19 protein-coding genes are annotated in these 21,813 nt (G+C 67.2%); 10 read left to right on the forward strand and 9 right to left on the reverse strand.

Annotated features, from left to right (window positions below; all coding sequences use genetic code 11):
* The first annotated feature begins 94 nt into the window (after positions 1 to 94).
* Complete coding sequence (gene ppc / locus AB4Z32_RS17310) at positions 95 to 2,914, forward strand: phosphoenolpyruvate carboxylase (protein ID WP_442123094.1); 2,820 nt, start codon at positions 95 to 97, stop codon at positions 2,912 to 2,914.
* A 51-nt stretch (positions 2,915 to 2,965) separates the two neighbouring features.
* Here ppc and AB4Z32_RS17315 read toward each other — a convergent pair whose 3' ends face one another.
* The 3 genes from AB4Z32_RS17315 to rpoD form a co-directional block, all read right to left on the reverse strand.
* On the reverse strand, positions 2,966 to 3,703 hold the full coding sequence (locus AB4Z32_RS17315) for a hypothetical protein (RefSeq protein ID WP_442123095.1): 738 nt from the start codon (positions 3,701 to 3,703) through the stop codon (positions 2,966 to 2,968).
* Between the two features lie 218 nt (positions 3,704 to 3,921).
* Positions 3,922 to 4,737 (reverse strand): transporter, encoded by an 816-nt coding sequence (locus AB4Z32_RS17320; protein ID WP_442123096.1) that lies wholly within the window; start codon positions 4,735 to 4,737, stop codon positions 3,922 to 3,924.
* Between the two features lie 92 nt (positions 4,738 to 4,829).
* Entirely contained in the window at positions 4,830 to 7,562 is a 2,733-nt protein-coding gene (gene rpoD / locus AB4Z32_RS17325; RefSeq protein ID WP_442123097.1) for an RNA polymerase sigma factor RpoD, read from the reverse strand.
* A 600-nt stretch (positions 7,563 to 8,162) separates the two neighbouring features.
* Here rpoD and AB4Z32_RS17330 point away from each other — a divergent pair.
* Genes AB4Z32_RS17330 through AB4Z32_RS17340 form a run of 3 tightly spaced genes read left to right on the forward strand, consistent with a single transcriptional unit; the run spans position 8,163 to position 9,847 of the window.
* Positions 8,163 to 8,699, forward strand: a complete 537-nt coding sequence (locus AB4Z32_RS17330; protein WP_442123098.1) for a ProQ/FINO family protein — start codon at positions 8,163 to 8,165, stop codon at positions 8,697 to 8,699.
* Between the two features lie 18 nt (positions 8,700 to 8,717).
* Complete coding sequence (locus AB4Z32_RS17335) at positions 8,718 to 9,416, forward strand: 3'-5' exonuclease (protein ID WP_442123099.1); 699 nt, start codon at positions 8,718 to 8,720, stop codon at positions 9,414 to 9,416.
* Between the two features lie 53 nt (positions 9,417 to 9,469).
* Positions 9,470 to 9,847, forward strand: a complete 378-nt coding sequence (locus tag AB4Z32_RS17340) for a c-type cytochrome (protein ID WP_442123100.1) — start codon at positions 9,470 to 9,472, stop codon at positions 9,845 to 9,847.
* A 14-nt stretch (positions 9,848 to 9,861) separates the two neighbouring features.
* Here the strand turns inward: AB4Z32_RS17340 and AB4Z32_RS17345 are convergent, their stop codons facing one another.
* Positions 9,862 to 11,502, reverse strand: a complete 1,641-nt coding sequence (locus tag AB4Z32_RS17345; RefSeq protein WP_442123101.1) for a hypothetical protein — start codon at positions 11,500 to 11,502, stop codon at positions 9,862 to 9,864.
* Between the two features lie 180 nt (positions 11,503 to 11,682).
* Between AB4Z32_RS17345 and AB4Z32_RS17350 the strand changes: the two genes are divergently transcribed.
* From AB4Z32_RS17350 to AB4Z32_RS17360, 3 genes are all read left to right on the forward strand, one after another.
* On the forward strand, positions 11,683 to 12,438 hold the full coding sequence (locus AB4Z32_RS17350) for a c-type cytochrome (protein ID WP_442123102.1): 756 nt from the start codon (positions 11,683 to 11,685) through the stop codon (positions 12,436 to 12,438).
* Positions 12,435 to 13,691 (forward strand): c-type cytochrome, encoded by a 1,257-nt coding sequence (locus AB4Z32_RS17355; RefSeq protein WP_442123103.1) that lies wholly within the window; start codon positions 12,435 to 12,437, stop codon positions 13,689 to 13,691. The genes AB4Z32_RS17350 and AB4Z32_RS17355 overlap by 4 nt, the downstream gene beginning before the upstream one ends.
* 185 nt (positions 13,692 to 13,876) lie before the next feature.
* Positions 13,877 to 14,722: a PEP-CTERM sorting domain-containing protein gene (locus AB4Z32_RS17360; RefSeq protein ID WP_442123104.1), complete on the forward strand. Its 846-nt coding sequence runs from the start codon at positions 13,877 to 13,879 to the stop codon at positions 14,720 to 14,722.
* Between the two features lie 94 nt (positions 14,723 to 14,816).
* Here the strand turns inward: AB4Z32_RS17360 and AB4Z32_RS17365 are convergent, their stop codons facing one another.
* Complete coding sequence (locus AB4Z32_RS17365) at positions 14,817 to 15,938, reverse strand: type IV pilus twitching motility protein PilT (protein ID WP_442123105.1); 1,122 nt, start codon at positions 15,936 to 15,938, stop codon at positions 14,817 to 14,819.
* A 112-nt stretch (positions 15,939 to 16,050) separates the two neighbouring features.
* Positions 16,051 to 16,524, reverse strand: a complete 474-nt coding sequence (locus tag AB4Z32_RS17370) for a DMT family transporter (protein WP_442123106.1) — start codon at positions 16,522 to 16,524, stop codon at positions 16,051 to 16,053.
* 123 nt (positions 16,525 to 16,647) lie between these two features.
* On the opposite strand from AB4Z32_RS17370, the gene AB4Z32_RS17375 reads away from it, so the two are divergent.
* From AB4Z32_RS17375 to AB4Z32_RS17385, 3 genes are all read left to right on the forward strand, one after another.
* Positions 16,648 to 17,598, forward strand: a complete 951-nt coding sequence (locus AB4Z32_RS17375) for a hypothetical protein (protein ID WP_442123107.1) — start codon at positions 16,648 to 16,650, stop codon at positions 17,596 to 17,598.
* Positions 17,595 to 18,890 (forward strand): UbiA family prenyltransferase, encoded by a 1,296-nt coding sequence (locus AB4Z32_RS17380; RefSeq protein ID WP_442123108.1) that lies wholly within the window; start codon positions 17,595 to 17,597, stop codon positions 18,888 to 18,890. Before AB4Z32_RS17375 ends, AB4Z32_RS17380 begins: the two co-directional genes overlap by 4 nt.
* Before the next feature lie 147 nt (positions 18,891 to 19,037).
* Positions 19,038 to 19,817, forward strand: a complete 780-nt coding sequence (locus AB4Z32_RS17385; protein WP_442123109.1) for a head GIN domain-containing protein — start codon at positions 19,038 to 19,040, stop codon at positions 19,815 to 19,817.
* A gap of 34 nt (positions 19,818 to 19,851) precedes the next feature.
* Here AB4Z32_RS17385 and AB4Z32_RS17390 read toward each other — a convergent pair whose 3' ends face one another.
* From AB4Z32_RS17390 to purU, 3 genes are read right to left on the reverse strand one after another with little or no spacing between them, the layout of a single operon-like run.
* Complete coding sequence (locus tag AB4Z32_RS17390; protein ID WP_442123110.1) at positions 19,852 to 20,301, reverse strand: copper chaperone PCu(A)C; 450 nt, start codon at positions 20,299 to 20,301, stop codon at positions 19,852 to 19,854.
* Between the two features lie 15 nt (positions 20,302 to 20,316).
* Positions 20,317 to 20,865 carry a YaeQ family protein gene (locus tag AB4Z32_RS17395; RefSeq protein WP_442123111.1) on the reverse strand — a complete coding sequence of 183 codons (549 nt, stop codon included), beginning with the start codon at positions 20,863 to 20,865 and terminating at the stop codon, positions 20,317 to 20,319.
* Between the two features lie 25 nt (positions 20,866 to 20,890).
* Positions 20,891 to 21,760, reverse strand: coding sequence for a formyltetrahydrofolate deformylase (gene purU, locus AB4Z32_RS17400; RefSeq protein WP_442123112.1), 870 nt, complete (start codon positions 21,758 to 21,760; stop codon positions 20,891 to 20,893).
* Positions 21,761 to 21,813 lie beyond the last annotated feature (53 nt).

A 21,813-nucleotide genomic window follows, 5' to 3' on the forward strand; every position in this document is an offset into this window, starting at 1 on the left:
CATGCGGCCCCTTGCAGAACCGTGGCAACCGCCATGGCATCGTTGTACATCCGTGCCCCCAATGGGACCCCGATCATTCAACCTGTGCTCGATAATGAACAAAGCTGCAAACCTTGATCCCCAAGCCGATCCGCAAACCGCCGCCCCTGTCCAGGCCGGCGACAAGGACGCGCCGCTGAAAGAAGACATCCGCCTGCTCGGCCGCCTGCTGGGCGACGTGCTGCGCAACCAGGAGGGCGAAGCGGTGTTCGACGTCGTCGAGACCATTCGCCAGACCGCCGTGCGCTTCCGCCGCGAAGACGATCCGCAGGCCGGCGAAGAACTCACCACCCTGCTGAAGAAGCTCACGCGCGAAGAGACCAATTCGGTGGTGCGCGCGTTCTCGTATTTCTCGCACCTGGCCAACATCGCCGAAGACCAGCACCACGTGCGCCGCCGCCGCGCCCACCAGCTGGCCGGATCGAAGGCCCAGCCGGCCAGCGTGGCCTATGCGCTGGCGCGCCTGCAGGATGCCGGCGTCGGGCGCGAGCAGGTGAAGGCTTTTCTCCGCGAAGCCCTGATTTCGCCGGTGCTGACCGCCCACCCGACCGAGGTGCAGCGCAAGTCCATCCTCGACGCCGAGCACGACATCGCCCGCCTGCTGGCCGAACGCGACCTGCCGCTGACGCCGAAGGAGCGCGCCCACAACCTGATGCTGCTGCAGGCGCGCGTGGCGACGCTGTGGCAGACCCGCATGCTGCGCTACGAAAAGCTGACCGTGGCCGACGAGATCGAGAACGCGCTGTCCTACTACCGCACGACCTTCCTGCGCGAACTGCCGGCCATGTACGACGACATCGAGGACGAGCTGCAGGCGGAGCTGGGCGATGCCACCTACCTGCAGATGGGCAGCTGGATCGGCGGCGACCGCGACGGCAACCCGAACGTCAACGCCGGCACCATGCAGCGCGCCCTGGTGCGCCACGCCACCACCATCTTCGACTTCTACCTCGACGAAGTGCACGCGCTGGGCGCCGAGCTGTCGACCTCGACCCTGCTGGTGCCGGCCGACGCCGCTCTCGAAGCCCTGGCGGCGGCCTCGCCGGACACCTCGCCGCACCGCGCCGACGAACCCTACCGGCGCGCCCTGATCGGCATCTACGCGCGCCTGGCCTCGACCGCGCGGCTGCTGGGCGCCACCAATCCGCTGCGCAAGGAAGTCGGCCACGCCGACGCCTACGGCGGCCCGGCCGAGCTGCAGGCCGAGCTGCAGGTGCTGGCCGATTCGCTGGCCAACAACCACGGCGCCATCCTGGTCAAGCCGCGCCTGGCCGGCCTGCTGCGCGCGGTCGCCATCTTCGGCTTCCACCTGGCCTCGCTGGACATGCGCCAGAGTTCGGACATCCACGAGCGCGTGCTGGCCGAGCTGTTCAAGGGCGCCGGCGTCGAAGCGAATTACGCCGGCCTCGACGAAGCCGCCAAGGTGAAGCTGCTGCTGGCCGAGATCGCCCACCCGCGCCTGCTGACCACGCCCTACGCCGCCTACTCCGACGAGACGCAGTCCGAGCTGGGCGTGCTGCGCGCGGCGCGCGAGATCCGCCAGCGCTACGGCGCGCGCGCGATCCGCAACTACATCATCTCGCACACCGAGACCGTGTCCGACCTGCTGGAAGTGCTGCTGCTGCAGAAGGAGACCGGCCTGCTGCGCCCCGGCGACAAGGAATGCGACGTGATGGTGATCCCGCTGTTCGAAACCATCCCCGACCTGCAGCGCGCCAGCGAGATCATGGGCGAGTGGATGGCGATCCCTGGCGTGAAGGAGCTGATCGAGCACCAGGGCCGGCTACAGGAAGTCATGCTCGGCTATTCGGATTCGAACAAGGACGGCGGCTTCCTGACCTCGAACTGGGAGCTCTACCAGGCCGAGCTGAAGCTGGTGAAGGTGTTCGAGCAGGCCGGCGTCAAGCTGCGCCTGTTCCATGGCCGCGGCGGCACCGTCGGCCGCGGCGGCGGCCCGAGCTACGATGCGATCCTGGCCCAGCCGCCGGGCACCGTGAACGGCCAGATCCGCCTGACCGAACAGGGCGAGATCATCTCCTCGAAATTCTCGAACCCGGAAATCGGCCGCCGCAACCTCGAGCTGCTGGTGGCCGCCACGCTGGAAGCCGGCCTGATGCCGCACGGCGTCGACCCGGTGCAGGTGGCGCGCCTGGCCGAATACGAAAAGGTGATGGCCGAGCTGTCGGAACGGGCGTATCGCGCCTACCGCAACCTGGTGTACGAGACCCCGGGCTTTACGGACTACTTCTTCGCCGCCACGCCGATCGCCGAGATCGCGGAACTGAATCTCGGTTCGCGCCCGGCCTCGCGCAAGTCGACCCGCCGCATCGAAGACCTGCGCGCGATCCCCTGGGGCTTCTCCTGGGGCCAGTGCCGCCTGCTGCTGCCGGGCTGGTACGGCTTCGGCGCCGCCGTCTCGGGCTGGCTTGGCGAAGATGAAGGCAAGCGCGAGGAGCGCCTGGCGCTGCTGCAGGAGATGTTCAGGCAGTGGCCCTTCTTCGCGACGCTCCTGTCGAACATGGACATGGTGCTGGCCAAGACCGACCTGCCGATCGCCGGCCGCTACGCCGAGCTGGTGCCGGACGTGGAGCTGCGCGAGCGCATCTTCAAGCGCATCGCGGCGGAGTACGGCGCGACCCTGCGCTGCCTGGAACAGGTGACCGGCGCTGCCTACCGCCTGGCCTCGAACCCGCTGCTGGCACGGTCGATCCAGAACCGCTTCGCCTACCTGGATCCGCTGAACCACTTGCAGGTCGAGCTGATCCAGCGGCACCGGGCGCTGTCGCAGGATCCCGAGCAGATCGATGTGCGGGTGCATCGGGGGATTCATTTGTCGATTAACGGTGTTGCGGCTGGCTTGCGCAACACCGGCTGATCCGACATTGCCGTCGTCCCCGCGAAAGCGGGAGCGACGGTTCCCTCCCGCTCAGTTTGCCTTGCGGCCGGCCTGGTCCGGATAGAGGGCGTCGACCGTCTTGATGATCTGCCTGCTCTGGTCGATATAGGCCTGGTAGCGCTCGTAGAGCTGGGGACTGGTCTGCATCTGCCCCACCAGGCGCTTGGCCTTCGGCGCGGTCAGGAATCGGTAATGCGCCAGGTCGTCATCGGCCTCCAGCTTGTCGTCGCGATAGTCGCGCAGCTTGCGCTGGCGGGTCAGCCATCCTCCCTCCGAGGTCTGGATCTGCGGGAGCAAGGACTGGTAGAGGTTGAGGATGGCGGCCAGCAGCTTCTGGTCCTCGATGTTCGTCAGCTTGCCGCTCATCAGGAAGCCGTCGTAGCGGCTCCTGGTCGGGATGAAGAACCAGTTGCTGTCGAAGCCGGCGTAGGCGGTCCGGAATTTCGCCCAGTCCGGCTGCTTGTCCGGATCGAGGCTGGCCAGGTAGGCATAGTTCGCATCGAAGCCGCGGTAGCCTTCCTTGATGCCGGCAAGCGAGGCGGCATCCTCGGCCAGGTCGCTCTTCAGCCCGATCAGGAAGGTCCTCACCTCCTGCTGCTGGTGATGGTGCTCGCTCAGGCCATGCAGCCAGATGCTCATGGTGACGGCAAACACGATGATCGCGATCTCGATGACGATTTCGCGGATCCGGTGCGAGACCTTGTGTTCCTTTTTCGTCATCAGGTGAATGACGTTCTTGCCGTGCTTGGCGACTTCCAGCTCTGCCATGGCTTGCCTATGCAAATGTTAAGTTAAAAATATCCTAACATGCCAGATTGCAAGACTGCAATTTGCTCACACCACAGCTGAGGGAAAGCCGGCGGACAGTGTCCGCAAGCGGACACCCGGCCCTGGAATCGCGTCCATCCACGCCTGCCGAAGGAATTCGGACTGTCCTGGTACGCCCTGCTGCATGGCGTCATGTACCTGGCGATCGAGCCGCCGCACTAGCGGCGCAGCGACAGCCCGAAAGCCAGGCTCAGGTCCGGACTGCGGCGGTCGAGTCCATGGACCAGCGAGACGTCGAGCTGGCAATCCTTGTTCACCAGGTAGACCAGGCCGGCGTCGACGCTGGCCTGGGTGCCTCCATGCTTGGCGCTGGCGATCTGGGTCGCCGCCGCTTCGACGAAGCCACGCAGGCGCTCGCTGAATTCCCGGCCCAGGTTGGCGGCCAGGAGACCGTAGCCGTAGCGCCGGCCCTGGTCGTCGCTGTCGGTGGCCAGGCCCGGCATCAGGCTGAAGGTGGTGCCCTGCGCCAGGTCCCAGTCGGCCGCCAGGCGCAGCGAGGGCCGCAGGCCATGGCCGCGCAGCTCGCGGCTGCCGCTCGGCAGGTCGGCGTGCAGCAGCAGGCCCAGCGAGGGCCGGCCGGCCAGGCCTTCAGCTTGCGCATCGGCCAGGTGCCACTTGATGCCGAGCGCGGTGTCCGCATAGCCGGCCACGGTCGTGTGCACGCCGCTGGACGGCTCGCTGGCGTGGACCACGGTGCGGCCATCGGTCTCGATGCGCAGCTCGCTGCTCGCGCCCAGGCCGATGCGCAGCAGGGTCGGCGTGCTCAAGGTGCGGGTATGGAGTTCGTCGTCGCGCTGGCGGTCCCACTGCAGGCTGGTCTCGAGCTGGACGCGGCCCTTGCCGACGGTCTGGCTGGATTCGGCAAAGCCGGGACGGTCGGTGGAGATTGCATCGCCGTCATCGGCGCGCGCGCCGGCGGCGGCCAGGCCGCAAAGGATGGCCGCCGCCAGTGAAAGAAGTCGTCGGTTCGTCATGTGACCTATTCTAGCGCGCCTGTGCTGGCGCCCCTGTTCCTGGCAAAAAAACGCCCCGGCGGACCGGGGCGTTTTAGAAGAAAGCGCGAGGCTTACTGATTCTGCAGGAAAGTCTTCAGCTTGTCCGAACGCGAAGGCTGGCGCAGCTTGCTCATCGCCTTGGCTTCGATCTGGCGGATACGCTCGCGGGTCACGTCGAACTGCTTGCCGACTTCTTCCAGCGTGTGGTCGTTCGACATCTCGACGCCGTAGCGCATGCGCAAGACCTTGGCTTCGCGCGGGGTCAGCGAGTCCAGCACTTCCTTGATCACGCCGCGCATCGATGCGTGCATCGCGGCTTCCAGCGGCGCCAGGGTCGCGTTGTCCTCGATGAAGTCGCCCAACTGGGAATCGCCGTCCTCGCCCATCGGGGTTTCCATCGAAATCGGCTCCTTCGCGATCTTCATGATCTCGCGGACCTTCGATTCCGGCATCTCCATCTTGGCCGCCAGGGTCGCCATGTCCGGCTCGCTGCCGGTTTCCTGCATGATCTGGCGCGAGATGCGGTTCATCTTGTTGATCGTTTCGATCATGTGCACCGGCACGCGGATGGTGCGGGCCATGTCGGCGATCGAACGGGTGATCGCCTGGCGGATCCACCAGGTCGCGTAGGTCGAGAATTTATAGCCGCGGCGGTATTCGAACTTGTCGACCGCCTTCAGCAGGCCGATATTGCCTTCCTGGATCAGGTCGAGGAATTGCAGGCCGCGGTTGATGTACTTCTTCGCGATCGAGATCACCAGGCGCAGGTTGGCCACCGTCATTTCGCGCTTCGCGGTGCGGGCGCGCTTTTCGCCGGCCGCCATCTGCTTGTTGATCTTGCGGAGATCGGCCAGCGGCAGCGCCACGCGCGCCTGCAGGTCGATCATGCGGCGCTGCAGTTCCATGATGGCCGGCGCGTTACGCGACAGCACGGCGCTGTACGGGTAGGCGCAATCGACTTCGCGCTGCACCCATTCCAGGTCCGTCTCGTTGCCCGGGAAGACCTTGATGAAGTGGGCGCGCGGCATGCCGCAGCGGTTCACGCAGATGTCCAGCACGGCGCGCTCGATCGAACGCACTTCGTCCATCTGGCCGCGCAGGGTGTCGCACAGCTTTTCGACGATCTTGGCGGTAAAGCGGATGCCCAGCAGTTCGGTCGAGATCACGTCCTGGGCCGCGATGTACTGCAGCGAACCGTAGCCGTGGGTCTTGAAGGCGTGGCCCATCTTGTCGAACTGCTTCTCGATGATGGAGAACTTGTCCAGCGCGGTCTTCTTCAGCGCGGCCAGCTGCTCGGCCGAGTAGCCGGCGGCGGCGCTGCCGGAGGTAGCGCCTTCTTCCTCTTCCTCGTCTTCCAGCTCTTCCTCGTCGTCCTCGTCCGACGATGCGCTGGCCGGCGCGGCCGGGGCGCCTTCGTCCGGCGCCATCAGGCCGTCGACCACGTCATCGATCTTCAGCTCGTCGCTGGCGATCTTGTGCGACAGGGCGATGATTTCCGAGATCGTCACCGGGCAGGCGGAGATCGCCTGCACCATGTCCTTCAGGCCTTCCTCGATGCGCTTGGCGATCGCGATCTCGCCTTCGCGGGTCAGCAGCGACACCGCGCCCATTTCGCGCATGTACATGCGGACCGGGTCGGTGGTGCGGCCGAAGTCGGAGTCGACGGTCGACAGCGCGGTCGCGGCGGCGGCCTCGACTTCGTCTTCGCTGGTCGGGGTCACGACGGCGTCCGACAGCAGCATCATTTCGGCTTCCGGAGCGCGCTCGTAGACGGCGATGCCCATGTCGTTGAAGGTCGCGATGATGCCTTCGATCGCTTCCGGATCGATGATGTTTTCCGGCAGGTGGTCGTTGATCTCCGCATGGGTCAGGTAGCCGCGCTCCTTGCCCATGTTGATCAGGTTCTTCAGCTGGGTGCGGCGCTTTTCCAGCTCCTCGCCCGAGAAGCCCTGCTCTGCGCCCAGCATGGCCGGGATGCCCTTGGCCTTGCGTTCGCGCAGCTTGGACGCCGCCTTCATTTCGGCGCGCTCGACCGCGTTCAGCGCGGCGATCTCGTCGTTCTCCGGCACGAACTCGCTCGGCTTGCGGCCGCGGCGGCCCGGCACCTTCACCTGCGGCAGCAGATAGCCGGAGGTGTCGATCGCGGCCAGCGCGGCGGCGTCGGTGGTGGTGCTGACGCTGCCGGTCGGCGCGGCGGCGGGCGACGCCGACGGGTCGATGCGGCGGGTGCGGGTGCGGACCACGCGCGCGGCCGGCGCTTCTTCGGCGACCGGTGCCGCGGCGGCGGCGGGTGCCGCGGCCGGTGCTACGACGGCGGTGTCGGCGGCGGCTTTCAGGGCGGCCAGCTTCGAGGTGCGCTTGCGCACGATCACCGGCGGCGCGGCCGGAGCCGTCGGCATCGGGACAGGATCGGCGTCGTCGGCGGCGACCGCGGCAACTGCGCCAACCACGGGTGCCGCCTCCGGTGCGGCGTCGTCCACGGTCTCGGCGACGATCTCGGCGGCTTGCTCACCTTCGGCGACGGCTTCCGCAGCGGCGGACCGTTCGAACTGCTCCGGCTGGAGTTGCGCGGCCTGGACTTCGGCGGGGCTGCTGGCGGCGGCCGATTGCTCGGCCTGGGCCGCTTTCAGCGAGGCCAGGCGGGAACGCGTCTTGACCACCGTGACCTTGGCCGCCGGACCGCCTGCCGCCGCTTCCGTTTCGAGGAAGTAGGAGGTCGCGGTTTTCGGCACGGACAGCTGGGCCGTGCTCTTCGCCGGCGCCTTCTTCGCTGTCAGTGTCAATGTCTTGGCGGTGTTTTTCATGATTAACATTCTCCAGTCGAGGCGGGATGCGCGCCTGCGAAGTCAATAAGCCACCTGGTCCGCTTGCGGACCTCGGGCGAGGAATAACGGGATGGCCCTAACTAAGGGCAGACGGCCGGATATCAAGCACTTCGTACAGCGCTTGCCGGCGGACGTGGGACGCGGCCTGGACTGGCGGCATCGGGACGCACGGACGGAGGGCAAGAGCAGCTCGGAAAATGGTTGAAATCGCGGTTTAGCATGTCGGAACGAAAAAAAGCCCGTCAAGGAACGGGCTTGAGCTATTTTCCAAAGGGAGAAATAGAGGAGACAGGCATATTATGCACCAAGGAAATATTTAGCGATAATTGAAATATCCGATAATGGATATAACGAATCCGCATATTGGCGCTGCATTCTCCGACCCCTGGCCGGTCTGCGTCGGCGCAAGCCGTGCGCAAGCAAAGGGGCGGATCATACACGATTTCTTGCTGCCGCGCCCGCCGCACGCGAAGGAAATCACGGTCTGCCGGCGGAGTCGACGAACCCTTACACGGCTCAGCGGTACATCTGCCGCCTTGCCATGCTATCCTTCCGCTTCCTGTTCTTACCATGAAGTCAATGAATACGATTAGTAACGTCGCCGAATCCCCCGAGGCCAACGAAAACAACGCTGCCGACACCACGCCGGAGCCGGTCGCTGCCGCCACCACGCCGGCCGATGCGCCGGCCGCCGGAGCGCCGGCCGCCGGGACGCCGGCCGCGGATTCTCCGCGCGCCCTGCTCAAGCAACTGCAGCAGCAGTTCGAAGCGTTCCGCAACTGCCTGCCGCTCGAGATCGGCATCGACAAGCAGTTGCTGGCCCGCCTGCCCAGCCTGAACCGCAAGCTGATGCGCGCCGCACTCGGCATCCACACCGGTTCGATGCGCTACCTGCGCGCCATGGAAAAGGCGACGGTGCGCTACGACCTGGACGGCAAGCCGGGCGCCGAGGTGACGGACACCCATCGCCAGCACGCCAAGGAACTGTTGCAGCAGCGCTTCAAGAAGGAAGCCGAGCGCAAGAAGGCCGAGCGCGAAGCCGCGGCCCAGCAAGAGGCGGAGCGCAAGCGCCAGGAAAAGCTGCAGCAGCTGGCGTCGAAGTTCTCGCGCAAATGAGCAGATAAAACTGATCATATGAGCGAACCCATCCCGGCCGCCGAAGACGAGCTGCCGCCCTACCAGGGCATCGCGCTGGCGGACGTGCGGCTGGTGCGTTCCAGTGAGGATGCGCAGGCCGCGCTTGCCGCCCTGCTGGCCGCGGATGCGATCGGCTTCGATACCGAATCGAAGCCGACTTTCCAGAAAGGCGAAGTATCGACCGGGCCGCATCTGGTGCAGCTCGCGGACGACCGTCGCGCCTGGCTGTTCCAGACCGGCTCCGCCACCGCGCCGCACCTGGCCGAGGTACTGCGCCAAGTGCTGGAGTCGCCGGCGATCCTGAAGGTCGGCTTCGGCCTCGGCGACGACCTGCGCCGCCTGCGCGCCAAGCTCGGCATCGACACCCGCAACGTGATCGACCTCGCCACCGCCCTGCGCTCGGTCCAGCCGCGCGATCGCAACGCCTGGGGCGCGAAGACCGCGGTCGCGCGCTTCTTCGGCAAGCGGCTGCAGAAGTCGCGCCGTATCACCACCACCAACTGGGCGCTGCCGCGCCTGTCCGAACAGCAGATCCAGTACGCGGCCGACGATGCCCACGTGGCCCTGCGCATCTACCGCCACTGGCGCGAACACTTCCCGGCCGCGGCCGAGAGCGCCGCCGGCAACGCCGCCCGGCTGGCAGTGCGTGCCGCGGCGCAAGCCGAGGCACAAGCGCAAGCCCAGGCCAGCGCCTGACGCCGCCCGCCGGGCTACCGGTCCGGTCTGGGCCGGCAGCCTATAATCGCGGCATGAAGCATTTTGTCACTCTCCTGCTCGCAACATCGCTGCTGCAAGGCTGCGCCCCCTCCGGCACCGACGCCGCCACCGGCCAGCGCATCTTCCAGCAATGCGCCTCCTGCCACCAGGTCGGCCCCAACGCTCACGGCGGCTTCGGCCCCCAGCTGAACGGCCTGTTCGGCCGCCGCGCCGGCTCCACGCCCGACTACGCCTATTCCACGGCGATGAAGAACGCCGGCATCGTCTGGAACGAACAGACCCTGGCCGCCTTCCTGCGCGACCCCGGCAAGGCGGTGCCCGGCACGAAGATGCGCTTCTGGGGCATCAGCGACGCCAACCAGATCCTCGCGCTGCAGGCCTATCTGCGCAGCTACCAGGATGCGCGCTAGCGGTCATTCGGCGGCTATTCCGCGCGCCGCAGCGCGGCCAGCAGCTTTCCGATGTCAACCTGGTAGAAGGCCGTGCGCATCCGGTAGGGTTCGGGGCAAGGCGCGCTGAGCGTGCCGCCGTCCTTCAGGCCCAGCACCAGCGCATGGCGCGCAGTGCAGGCGGCCGTCATGGCGGCACCGGTGGCGGGGTCGCCGAATACCGGCAAGCCCTCGATCGTGGTGACGTAGGCGTCGCGGGAGAAGGTCTTGCAGGACTTCATGCCGTCGAGGATGACGCCGTCCGGCGTTTCCGTGGTGCCACTGGCGCCGCCGCAGTCGTCCTTCATCAGCTTGATCATGGCGCGCAACACCATCGCGTTCTGCTGCGCCCGGGTCGGCGCCACCGGGGCGGCCAGGCCGGTCTCGCCGAACAGGCCGGCCCATTGCGCCTCCATCGCGCCATCCGCGCCCAGCAGCGCCGGAAGCCGGCGGGCCCGGCATGCCGGCGTCTCGCCGCATTCCAGTGCCTGGGCAAAGTCGGGCCGGCGGCCGGCGCCCAGTTCGCGGTAGAAGCCGTCGATGCGCGCGAATGCCGTGCCGCTGCCTTGGCGCGCCGCCAGCACATACGCCCAGGCCGGCAGGCCGCAGCGGTATTCGAGGCGGTTGCCGGCGATCTCGCGCGCCGACAGCGAACGCCAGCTGCGCCCCTCGGTATACAGCATGCAGTCGGCCAGCGCCTGGTCGAGGTCGGCCGCCGCCTTCTCCGGCGTCAGCCAGCCCTTCTGCAGCGACACCATCCAGCGCAGGAATTCGCCTCCGCCCTCGTGGATCAGGCGCGCGTCCGGGTAGACGTCGGCCGCGTCGCGCAACTGGAAACGGTGGCTGAATTCATGCGAGACCAGCCGGGTCAGCTGGGCCTGCTCGTTCGGTCCCGCTTCGCGCGGCCAGTTGAACAGGGCCAGGCGCAGCACGCCGGCAGCGTCGCCGCCGATGTTCGGGCCGCCCGGCTCCTCGGCATAGGCCGCGGCCACGATCGGGCGCGTGAAGCGGGCATGCGGCAGCGCGCCGTGCAGGACTTCGACGGTGCCGTCCGCCACCGCCCTGATCTGCGCCACCGCGGCGGCCGGCAGCCGGGGATCGAAATAGGCCGGCACCGCGCCATCCCGATCCGGGAGCGGCGCCATCAAGAGCAGGACCGCGGCGTCGGCGCCCTCGGCGGCCACCGCGGCATCCCGGTAAGCGTGTCCAGCGACGGCGATGCCGGGCGCCGCCAGCCGGTATATCACCTTGCCGCAACTGCCATCCACCGCATAGTTCGACAGGTGGACGTACAGTCCCTGCCCGACCGGAAAGGCGGCCGGAAAGCCGATGTGGCGGGTCCCGGCCGGCACCCGGAAACGCAGCGTTGTCGGCACCGAAGCGGACGCTTCGCCGCGCCGTTCGAGCCGGTCGGCACCGGCCACGCCTTCCTGCCCCTGCGGCAGCCAGCCTGCGCGCGTCTCGCGGCCGGCCTCGCCGCCCTTCAGGAAAGCAAGGCCATGGCAAGCGGGAGGCAAGGTGTAGCTGACTTCCAGCGCATCCGCGGCCAGCAGGCGAAGCCGGACATCGACTTCGGCGGCGTGGCCGGCGCCGGCCCAGGCGGCCGCGAAAAGGATCAGGGAAGACAGTTTATGCATGGAGCATATTTCCAGAATTGCAAGTAAGAAAATTTAGCATAAAAACATTGCCGCGGGAGAAGGAAGCGACACCGACCGCACTGCCGCCTCCAATGCTTATTCGTTTACAATATTGCTCGGAAGACAAAAACGCCGCGGCCGCGTGCCGTGCCCTAGCAGCATTCCCAACCGGAATTCATCATGCGAGGTTTCATCCGCCCCTTCCTGCTTGCCTGCGCGCTGGCGGCTCCCGCAGCGGTACAGGCGCAAGTGCAGGCGCAAGTACAGGCACAGCAACAGCGCGTGCCAGGCACCCTGGCCCAGCGCCTGGCCGCCTGCGCCTCCTGCCACGGCAGCGCGACCACGCCGCCGGCGGCGGCCGGTTCCGGCAGCGAGCGCCAGTACTATCCGCGCATTGCCGGCAAGCCGGCCGGCTATCTGTATAACCAATTGAGCAATTTCCGCGAAGGCCGGCGCCAGTACCCGCTGATGACCTGGATGGTCCAGCACCTGTCCGACGACTACCTGCGCGAGATCGCCGACTATTTCTCGGCCCAGCACCTGCCGGCGCCGGTGCTCGACCGCGCCAGCCTGCCGGCCGCCGAACTGGAACGCGGCCGCCAGCTGGTCACGCGTGGCGATACCGCCTTGAAGGTGCCGGCCTGCATCGCCTGCCATGGCGAGCGCCTGACCGGCGCCCTGCCCGCCATCCCCGGCCTGGTCGGTCTGCCGCGCGACTACATCAACGCCCAGTTCGGCGCCTGGCGCAACGGCAGCCGCCACGCCCTCGCCCCGGACTGCATGGGCAGCATCGCCTCGCGCCTGAGCCTCGCCGACGTCTCGGCGATCTCGGCCTGGCTGGCCAGCGAAGCCTTGCCGGCCGACCCGAGCCCGGCGCCATCCCTTTCCCATCCCCTGCCGCTGGCCTGCGGCAGCGCCCCGGAGCCGAAGCCATGAAGCGCCGCATCCTGATCGCCCTCGGCGTCCTTCTCGTCCTCGCCGTCGCCGCGGCATTGCTGGCCTGGCCGCGCGCCGAATTCATCCCCTCGCGCTCGCCGCAAGCCTGGGCGTCGGAGGCCGGCAACATCGCGCGCGGCGCCTACCTGGCGCGCGCCGGCGACTGCGCCGCCTGCCACACGGTGCGCGGCGGCGCCGCCTATGCCGGCGGACGCGCGGTCGACACGCCCTTCGGCCGGGTGATGGCGCCGAATATCACGCCCGACCGCGAGACCGGCATCGGCGCCTGGAGCGCCGACGATTTCTGGAACGCCCTGCACAACGGCATCGCGCCCGGCGGCCGCCTGCTCTATCCGGCCTTCCCCTACCCGAACTATACGAAGGTCACGCGCGACGATGCCGACGCCCTGTTCGCCTACCTGCGCAGCCTGCCGCCGCAGCGCAATGCACGCCAGCCGCACGCGCTGAGCGCACCCTACGGCAGCCAGGCGGCGCTGGCGGCCTGGCGCCTGCTCTACTTCAAGCCCGGCGTCTTCACACCCGAGCCCGCGCGCGGCGCCGACTGGAACCGCGGCGCCTACCTGGTCGACGGACTGGGTCACTGCAGCGCCTGCCACAGCCCGCGCAACGGCCTGGGCGCCAGCGGCGAAGGCCTGCACGGCGGCCTGATCCCGGTGCTGGGCTGGTATGCGCCTCCGCTGGCATCGAACGATCCGCAGCTGGCCCAGTTGCTGCGCAGCGGGGTCTCGCCGCGCGGCGCCGTGTTCGGGCCGATGGCGGAGGTGGTCGGGCAGAGCCTGCAGCACCTGTCGGACGGCGACATCGGCGCGATCTCGGTGTATTTGACATCCCTGCCGGCGGACGCCGCCGAGCGCGCGCCGGCAGAGCCGCCGCCGGAGGCGCTAATGAAGCTCGGCGGCCGGCTCTACGGCCAGCATTGCGCCGACTGCCACGGCAAGGATGGACGCGGTGCCGCCGGCGAGGATGGCGGCCCGGCCTATCCGGCCCTGGCCGGCAACCGGACGCTCCAGCTGGCGAATCCCGTCAACGCCATCCGCATCGTGCTGAACGGCGGTTTCGCGCCCTCGACCGCGGGCAATCCGCGCCCTTACGGCATGCCGCCCTACAGCCCGGTGCTGAACGATGCCGAAGTCGCGGCGGTGGTGAGCTATGCGCGCGCGAGCTGGGGCAATGCGGCACGCATGGTGACGCCGGCCGAGGTCAACGGCTATCGCGCGGTGCCGCTCGATTGACCTGGCCAGGTTTGTCGAGATTTTTTACACTCGATAATTTAAATGCTTTTAGGGCAATGTGAGTTTACTAACGTAACTAAAAAACCCCCCATGAATACAAGGACTTACAATAGCTCAACTAATTGCTGGCACGAAAGCTGCTTAATGTGGGATGGGGTAATCGTCGTCAACTTCTTATCCATACTATGAAAAAAATTCTCCTTTCCTTAGCAGCCGCCTTCGTTACCGCCGGCGCTACCGCCGCGCCGGCAACTCCTCTGCCAGCCGGCCCGATTTACCTGAAATTCACCGGTCAGGAGCAGATCGCCATCAACGGTGCCCATACCTGGTCCGATGGCAAAGAAATCAACTGGGGCGTGTTCGTCGTCTCGACCATGGAAACCGGCGACGTCAACACGCCGCACGACTCGATCGATCCGAGCGGCGACGGCGCCTTCTTCGTGAACAAACTGAGCGGCGGCCAGATCACCGGCATGTTCTACGGCATCCAGGCCGGTTCGCCATCGGCAACCAACCCGTTCCCGGCCACCGGCGGCTACCTCGACCTGTACTGGCGCGACCTGAGTGTGCCTGGCATGACCGCCACCTCGCTGGCCTCTTCCGCTGCAGGCATCCGCTGCGGCTACTCCTGCGCCAACGGCTACACCGACGGCACCCTGCTGGCCCGCCTGTATTTCGACACCGGCATGGACACCGGCAATGCCTCGAACACCATCGTCGGCAGCGTGGTCCCGAGCAGCAACGGCCAGACCGGCATCGCCGATTCGTATGCATCGGTCGACATGTCGACCAAAGGCCTGTGGAGCGAGCAGCTAAACTCGGACTACTTCGCCAACACCCTGGGCCTGCGCGACCTGCGCTTCAAGAACAGCTATAACTACAATTCCAAGTGGAATGGCGGCACCAACATCCTGGGCTTCCGCGTGGACGATCCGGGCCAGGCATACGYCCTGCCGGAACCGGGCGCGCTGTCGCTGATGGGCCTGGCCATGATCGGCATGGGCGCCGCACTGCGTCGTCGCCGCGGCTGATTTCCTGCCGGCAGGCTGGCCCCGCCAGCCGCCGGCAAGCGATAAAAAAACCGGGCAATGCCCGGTTTTTTCATGGCCGATCGCAGAACAGTCCTTACACCATCTCCGCAAAGCCGATCCGGTCGGTGGTCGCCGCGCGCGCCTCGTCGACGCCGACCTTGTGCGAGGCCAGCAAGCCTTCCAGCACGCTGTTCATGGTGTGGCAGCCCGGCTCGCGGCCGGCGTTCATGTGGGCACGGATGGCGCCCAGGTCGCCCTGCTCGATCATGGCGGCCACTTGGGGACTGATGCTCAGGCATTCGGTGGCGAGGTGGTAGCGGTTGCCCTGTTTCGACGGCAGCAGCGCCTGGCACAGCACGCCGCGCAGGGCGTGCGCCAGGGCCTGGCCCTGGACGTCGGAATTGCCCAGCAGGCGCAGCATCTTCTGCAGGCCCAGTTCGGTCGAGCGCGCGTGCAGGGTGGCCAGCACCAGCGGGCCCGATTCGGCCAGCGCCAGCGCTTCCTGGGCGGTCTGGGCGTCGCGGATCTCGCCGATCACGATCACGTCCGGACGCTCGCGCAGTGCGTCCAGCGCGCCCAGATAATAGCTGCCGACGTCGGCATCCTCGCCCACTTCGCGCTGGGTGATGATGCACTTGCGCTGGGGAATCAGGGTCTCGACCGGGTCTTCGATGGTGATGATGTGGCCCGATCGCTGCTTGTTGATCTCGTCCAGCATCGACGCGATGGTGGTCGACTTGCCCTGGCAGGTATCGCCGATGATCAGCACCAGGCCGCTGGTCAGGCGCGCGAATTCCTGCTCGTCCGGGTGCAGGCCCAGGGTATCGAGGGCCAGCGGCTCCTTCGGGAAGCGGCGGATCACGCAGCCCAGGCGTTTCTTGCCCTGGAAGCTGAAGCAGTTGGCGCGGATACGCGCCGTGTGCAAATCGATCGAGCGGTCGAAGGCGCGTTCCTGGATCCGGTCGGCCCAGTTCGGCTCGATGACGTCGAAGAACTCTTCCAGCTCTTCCTTGGTGATCGGCGAATCCGTCACCGCCACCAGGCCTTTCGGCTGGCGCAGCATCAGCGGACTGTTCTGGTGAATGATGATGTCCGAAAACACCAGCTTCGAATTCAGCAGGTGCAGGATCTGCTCGACCAGGGTGCCGAAGACGGGATGATCTTCGTTTTCGATATACGTCAGGGTGGGAATCTGCGAGGACTGGTGGTATTCCATCGGGCGATCGATGATTGAAGTGGAAACTAACGATGCATTAATTATAAAACCAGCAGCGGCCGGAAAGTTCCACTTGGAAAGAGAATTTTTCGTGTGAAAAACTTACAACAACTTAGCGGTCCAGCGCCTGGACCATGCGGTCGCCGAACAAGGCCAGGGCCACGCCCACGATCATGACGACCGCCCCGGCCAGGCGCACCGCCGACACCTTGCGCATGGCGACATTGACCAGGCCGAAGTGGTCGATCGCCATCGAGGTCAGCAGCTGGCCGGCGATCACCAGCACGACCAGGTTCAGCAGGCCGATGCGCGGCACCAGCAACACGGTGCAGAAGATGAAGGCGGCGCCGAGGAAGCCGCCGGAGAACTTCCACAGCGGCTGCTGCGGCAGGACCGCCAGCGCATCCGGCAGGCCGCCGCGGACGAAGGCCGCCACCGCCAGCGCCGCCGTGCCGCACATGAAGGACACCAGGGCGGCGACCACCGAATTGGCGCCGACCGCGGCCGCCATCTGGCTGTTGATGGCAGCCTGGAAGGACACGGCGATGCCGGCACCGAAAGCAATGAAGAGCAACAGGAGATTCATGAGGAAATGCAGACGAAAAAGCGCAGGATTGTAGCGAAACCGGACGGGCTTGCGAAGCCGTATGGCTAGTCAGACAACATGTCTGCGCATATACTTCGCGTCGTTACGTTCAAAATGTGCCCCATGACGACACCCAGCAATGCGCGCCTGGCCGATCAGCCGATCCGCTGGCCGGTCCTGTTCCTGATGTTCGCCCTGCTCGCGCTGTCGCTGATGATGTGGCGCTGGGGCGGGACGATCGAGGATTCCCAGGCCTACTTCGACACGGCCCGCTATTTCCGCGGCGAGATCGGCATCGCCCAGCTGCGCCCGCCCTTCCCCTACCGGACCCTGGTGCCCGCCATCGCCGCCGCCCTGCCCGGCGACCTGCGCCAGGCGTTTGCCGGCCTGAACTGGCTGTTCATGGCCGCCAGCGCCTGCCTGATGACCGCGGCGGCCCTGCGTGCAGGCCTCGACAGCAAGCGCGCGACCGGCGCCGGGGTCCTGATGCTGGTGGCGCTGCCGACCTTCTGGTACGCCCCGTATCTGCTGGTCGATCCGGGGTCGATCTGCGCCCGCAGCGCCTTCGTGCTGGCGGTGCTGGCGGGCCAGCCCTGGCTGGCCGCCCTCGCCGGCCTGCTCGGCACCGCGGTGCGCGAAGAAAACATACTGCTGCTGGTCTGGCTGCTCGCCATGCGCCGCATCCCGCTGGCCGGCGGCCTGGCGGCGCTGGCCGCGGCCGGCGCCTGGCTGCTGGCGGTGCGCTTCTGGCTGATCCCCGGCCTACCCGCCTATACCTGGGCGCCGAGCTGGTGGACCGTCAATCACGCGCTGCGCGACGTCCGCTCGCTGGCCTCGATCGCCGGCGCCTGCCTGCCCATCGTGCCGCTCGCGGTGTTCGGCTGGCGCCCGGCGCCGGCGCCGCTCAAGCCGCTGCGCAGCCTGCTGTTCCTGATGGCCCTGCCGCCGCTGTATGCGGCCCTGTGCGTGCGGGTCGAGGGCCGCATCGTGTGGGGACTCTACCCCTTCCTGATCCCGTTCGCGGCCTCCTACCTGCGCACCCCGCAGGCGGAACCGCAGGCGCCCGCCCAGTGAAGGGCCCGCCGCTCTCGCGCCCGCTGCTGGTCATGCTGGACGGCGCCCTGGTCCGCTCCGGCCTGCTGTGGGAATGCCTGCTGGCCTTCCTGAAACAGGACCTGCGCCGGATCTGGATGCTGCCGCTCTGGTTGCTGCGCGACCGCGCCCGCTTCGCGCGGCGCCTGTACGCCGCGGCCGCCCTCGATGCCGCCACCCTGCCCTACGACCGCGCCCTGCTGGCGCACCTGGCCGCCGAACGCGCCTGCGGACGCCGCATCGTCCTCGCGGCCGGCGCCAGCCCGCCCTTCGCGCGCCGCGTGGCGGCCCACCTCGGCCTGTTCGACCTGGTGCTGGCGGAAGCGCCGGGCAGGCGCGCCGGCCTTCACGATTACGACATCGTCGATGCCTCCCACGCGGCCACCGGCCGGCGCGGCGGTAGCGCCCGCGCCCTGCTGCGCGCCCTGCGTCCGCGCCAGTGGCTGAAGAACCTGCTGGTCTTCGTGCCCATGCTGGCCGGCCATGAACTCGGCCTGCCGGCGCTGGCCGCATCGGCGGTCGCCTTCGCCGCCTTCTCGCTGTGCGCCTCCAGTGCCTACCTGCTGAACGACAGCCTGGACGCCCACGACGACCGCCTGCACCCGACCAAGCACGCCCGCCCGATCGCATCCGGCGCCCTGGGCATCCCACTGGCCCTGTGCGCCAGCCTGGTGCTGGCGCTGGCCGGCCTCGGCCTGGCGATTGTCTTCCACCCGGTGCTGGCCGCCGTCGCCGGCCTGTATTTCGTCAGCACCCTGGCCTACTCGACCTGGCTGAAGCGCCTGATGATGGTCGACATCATCGCGCTGGCGATCCTGTACAGCCTGCGCGTGCTGGGCGGCAGCGCCGCCACCGGCATCGCGCCCTCCTTCTGGCTGATCGCCTTTTCCTTCTTCCTCTTCCTGAGCCTGGCGCTGCTGAAGCGCTACAGCGAACTGTTCAACCTGAAGCGCGCGGGGCGCGAAAAGACGCGGGGACGCGGCTATACCACCGCCGACAAAGCGGCGGTCGGCATCATGGGCATCAACAGCGCCTTCCTGTCGGTCCTGATCGTCCTGCTCTACTTCAATTCGAGCAACGTGATTGCGCTCTACCCGCACCGCACCTGGCTGCTGGCGATCCTGCCGCTGCTGGTGCTGTGGCTCGGGCGCCTGTGGATCCTGGCCTACCGCGGCAAGGTCAACGAGGATCCGGTCCTCTACGTCAGCACCGACCGGGCCAGCCTCGTCGTCTTCGCCATATGCCTGGCCTGCGCGGTGGCGGCGGCGCGATGAAGCGGCCCCTGCATTCGCGCCGCCTGTTCCGCCTATCCGCAATCCGGCCCGCCGGCCGTGCAGTTCGTCGCAAAGCGCCCGCGCTCCCTGGCGGGCTTGTCTAAGATGCACCCATCGATCACCGACAACAATAAGCAAGGAGGAAACATGACCCAGACCCCGACTTCGCCGAACCGCCGCCGCCTGCTGGCCGCCTGCGCCCTCGCCCTCGCGGCCGGCACGGCGAGCGTGCCGGCACTGGCCGAATGGAGCTTCGGCCGCAGCGAACAGGTGCAGGGCAACGGCAAGATCGTGCGCCAGGCGCGCAACATCGGCCACTTCAACGGCCTCGCGATGGCCTTGCCGGGCGATGTGGAAATCCGCACCGGCAACAGCGAAGGCCTCAGCATCGAAACCGACGAGAACCTGCTGCCGCTGATCGAAACCGTGGTCGAGGACGGCACCCTGAAGATCCGCAGCAAGCGCAAGGTCAACCTCAAGACCCGCAACCTGAAGATCGTGGTGCAGGCGCGCGAGCTGGACCGCCTGGCGCTGGCCGGCTCCGGCAATATCGATGCCGACCGTGTCGCCGGCAAGCGGGTGCGTTTCGACGTCGGCGGCTCGGGCAGCATCAAGGTCGGCAAGGCCGAGGGAGAATCGATCGACGTCAACCTGGGCGGCAGCGGCGACCTGAAGGTGATCGAGGGCGGCGCGCGCAGCCTGTCGGCCTCGATCGGCGGCTCCGGCACCATCGACATGACGCGGGTGCGCGTCGACAGGGCCAGCGTGACGGTGGCCGGCTCGGGCGACGCGACCCTGTGGGTGCGCGACAGCCTGAGCATGACGGTGGCCGGTTCCGGCGACGTCAATTACTACGGCGACCCGCAGGTCAGCAAGTCCGTGGTCGGCTCCGGCGGCGCGCGCCGTCTCGGCCCGGCGCCTCGCTGATCGCGTAGGTGGGCACGCCGTGCCCACCTACGAATTAATGAGCTGGCGGCGCCGTATAGGCCAGCGGCTTGACCGGTACCGACAGCGCGATGTTCTCGCGCTTGCCGGCGGCGTCGACCACGGTCAGGGTCAGCGGCACCTGCTCGCCTTCCTTGAGCTGCTGCTTCAGGTCGAACAGCATCAGGTGGTAGCCGCCGGATGCCAGGTTCACCACCTGACCGGCAGGCAGGTCGATGGACTCGACCTGGCGCATGCGCATGGTCTGGCCTTCCATCGCCATCTGGTGCAGCTCGACCCGGCCGGCGACCGGGCTCTTCACTTCCACCAGCTTCACCGGTTTCGCGGACTTCAGCTGCATGAAGGCGCCGGCCACCTTGGCCCGGGGCACGGTGGCGCGGATCCACGGTTCGCTGACGCTGACCTGGGCCAGCGCCGGCAGGGAGACGAGGCTGGCCAGGGCCAGCGCGAGAAGACGTCGGTTCATATTCCGCCTGTTCGATCAATAATTGCGTTCTGAAAGCAGTGTATCGCGTTCGACCTGCACGGTCTCAAGGCCGTCGGTCAGCCATACCTGGCCGTCCTGGATCGTGCACTGCAGCTGCATATTGCGCTTGCACATGCGCTCCAGCGCTGCGGCGGTCTCGGCCGCGATGTTGACGATGGTAATGTTGCGGGCGCGGTCGATCTGTTTCGCCACCTGCTTGAACCAGATGTGGCTGACGGCGCTGAAGCTGTACACGACCACGTGCTCGGCGCGGCCGCTGGCCTTCATCATGCGGCGTTCGTCCGGCTGGCCGACCTCGATCCAGGTCTGGATCGCGCCGGTCAGGTCCTTCAGCCACAGGGCCGGCTCCTCGACGTCGAACAGGTCCTTGCCGAAGGTAAGCGCCTCGTCGGCGTGCAGGGCGAAGGCGAGCAGGCGGATCATCACCCGCTCGTCGGTCTCGGACGGATGGCGCGCAATGGTGAGCGCATGCTCCTGGTAGTAATTGCGGTCCATGTCCGCGATGCTCAGGTCTGCCTTGTAGATCGTTGCTTTCAGGGCCATCTGGTTCTTCTGTCTTTCAGTGTAATCAGCTGAACACGACGGTCTTGTCGCCGTTCAGCAGGATGCGGTGTTCCACGAACCACTTGACCGCGCGCGCCAGCACCACGCTTTCGACGTCGCGCCCGATCGCCGTCAGGGCCTCGACGCTCATCGCGTGGTCGACCCGCTCGACGTCCTGCTCGATGATCGGCCCTTCGTCCAGGTCGCCCGTGACGAAGTGGGCCGTCGCGCCGATCAGCTTGACGCCGCGCCGGTGCGCCTGGGCATACGGGCGCGCGCCCTTGAAGCTGGGCAGGAAGGAGTGGTGAATATTGATCGCCCTCCCCTTCAAGGCTTCGCACAGTCCCGGCGACAGGATCTGCATGTAGCGCGCCAGCACGACCAGGTCGATCTGGTGCCGGTCCAGCAGCTCGATGATGCGGCTTTCCTGCGCCAGCTTGTCGGCTTCGCTGGCGCCGGCCTCGAGCGGCAAGTGGTGAAAGGGGATATTGTAACTGGCCGCGAGCTGGTAGAAGTCCATGTGGTTCGAGACGATGGCCGGAATCTCCACCGGCAGCAGCCCGCTGCGGTAGCGGAACAGCAGGTCGTTCAGGCAGTGGCCGATCTTCGAGACCATGATCAGCACGCGCGGCTTGCGCGCGGCGTCGTGCAGCTGGCCGGCAGCATTCAGGTGGGCGCACAGGGCGTCGAAGCCGGCGCGCAGGGTGGCCTCCGCGACGTTCGGATCTTCCAGCGCGAAGTGGATGCGCATGAAGAACAGCTTCGATTCCGGGTCGCCGAACTGGTCGGAATCGATGATGTTGCAGCCGTGCTCGGCCAGGAAGCCGGACACGCGCAGGACGATGCCGCGCTGGTCCAGGCAGGACAGGGTCAGGATGAATTCGGGGTGCTTCATGGTCTTGGAAGGTCGTGGAGGATGAGGACGGTCGGAGCATTGTCGCATGAGTT

The sequence above is a fragment of the Massilia sp. 2TAF26 genome, from assembly GCF_052115005.1.
Taxonomy (GTDB): Bacteria; Pseudomonadota; Gammaproteobacteria; order Burkholderiales; family Burkholderiaceae_D; genus Telluria.

What these genes read in the sequence shown, in the direction of transcription:
- AB4Z32_RS17385 (WP_442123109.1), top strand. Translation starts at nt 19,038, where the DNA reads ATGACCCAGACCCCGACTTCGCCGAACCGCCGCCGCCTGCTGGCCGCC.
- AB4Z32_RS17345 (WP_442123101.1), bottom strand. Translation starts at nt 11,502, where the DNA reads ATGCATAAACTGTCTTCCCTGATCCTTTTCGCGGCCGCCTGGGCCGGC.
- rpoD (WP_442123097.1), bottom strand. Translation starts at nt 7,562, where the DNA reads ATGAAAAACACCGCCAAGACATTGACACTGACAGCGAAGAAGGCGCCG.
- AB4Z32_RS17365 (WP_442123105.1), bottom strand. Translation starts at nt 15,938, where the DNA reads ATGGAATACCACCAGTCCTCGCAGATTCCCACCCTGACGTATATCGAA.
- ppc (WP_442123094.1), top strand. Translation starts at nt 95, where the DNA reads ATGAACAAAGCTGCAAACCTTGATCCCCAAGCCGATCCGCAAACCGCC.
- AB4Z32_RS17375 (WP_442123107.1), top strand. Translation starts at nt 16,648, where the DNA reads ATGACGACACCCAGCAATGCGCGCCTGGCCGATCAGCCGATCCGCTGG.
- AB4Z32_RS17350 (WP_442123102.1), top strand. Translation starts at nt 11,683, where the DNA reads ATGCGAGGTTTCATCCGCCCCTTCCTGCTTGCCTGCGCGCTGGCGGCT.
- AB4Z32_RS17340 (WP_442123100.1), top strand. Translation starts at nt 9,470, where the DNA reads ATGAAGCATTTTGTCACTCTCCTGCTCGCAACATCGCTGCTGCAAGGC.
- AB4Z32_RS17335 (WP_442123099.1), top strand. Translation starts at nt 8,718, where the DNA reads ATGAGCGAACCCATCCCGGCCGCCGAAGACGAGCTGCCGCCCTACCAG.
- AB4Z32_RS17390 (WP_442123110.1), bottom strand. Translation starts at nt 20,301, where the DNA reads ATGAACCGACGTCTTCTCGCGCTGGCCCTGGCCAGCCTCGTCTCCCTG.
- purU (WP_442123112.1), bottom strand. Translation starts at nt 21,760, where the DNA reads ATGAAGCACCCCGAATTCATCCTGACCCTGTCCTGCCTGGACCAGCGC.
- AB4Z32_RS17370 (WP_442123106.1), bottom strand. Translation starts at nt 16,524, where the DNA reads ATGAATCTCCTGTTGCTCTTCATTGCTTTCGGTGCCGGCATCGCCGTG.
- AB4Z32_RS17320 (WP_442123096.1), bottom strand. Translation starts at nt 4,737, where the DNA reads ATGACGAACCGACGACTTCTTTCACTGGCGGCGGCCATCCTTTGCGGC.
- AB4Z32_RS17355 (WP_442123103.1), top strand. Translation starts at nt 12,435, where the DNA reads ATGAAGCGCCGCATCCTGATCGCCCTCGGCGTCCTTCTCGTCCTCGCC.
- AB4Z32_RS17395 (WP_442123111.1), bottom strand. Translation starts at nt 20,865, where the DNA reads ATGGCCCTGAAAGCAACGATCTACAAGGCAGACCTGAGCATCGCGGAC.
- AB4Z32_RS17315 (WP_442123095.1), bottom strand. Translation starts at nt 3,703, where the DNA reads ATGGCAGAGCTGGAAGTCGCCAAGCACGGCAAGAACGTCATTCACCTG.
- AB4Z32_RS17330 (WP_442123098.1), top strand. Translation starts at nt 8,163, where the DNA reads ATGAATACGATTAGTAACGTCGCCGAATCCCCCGAGGCCAACGAAAAC.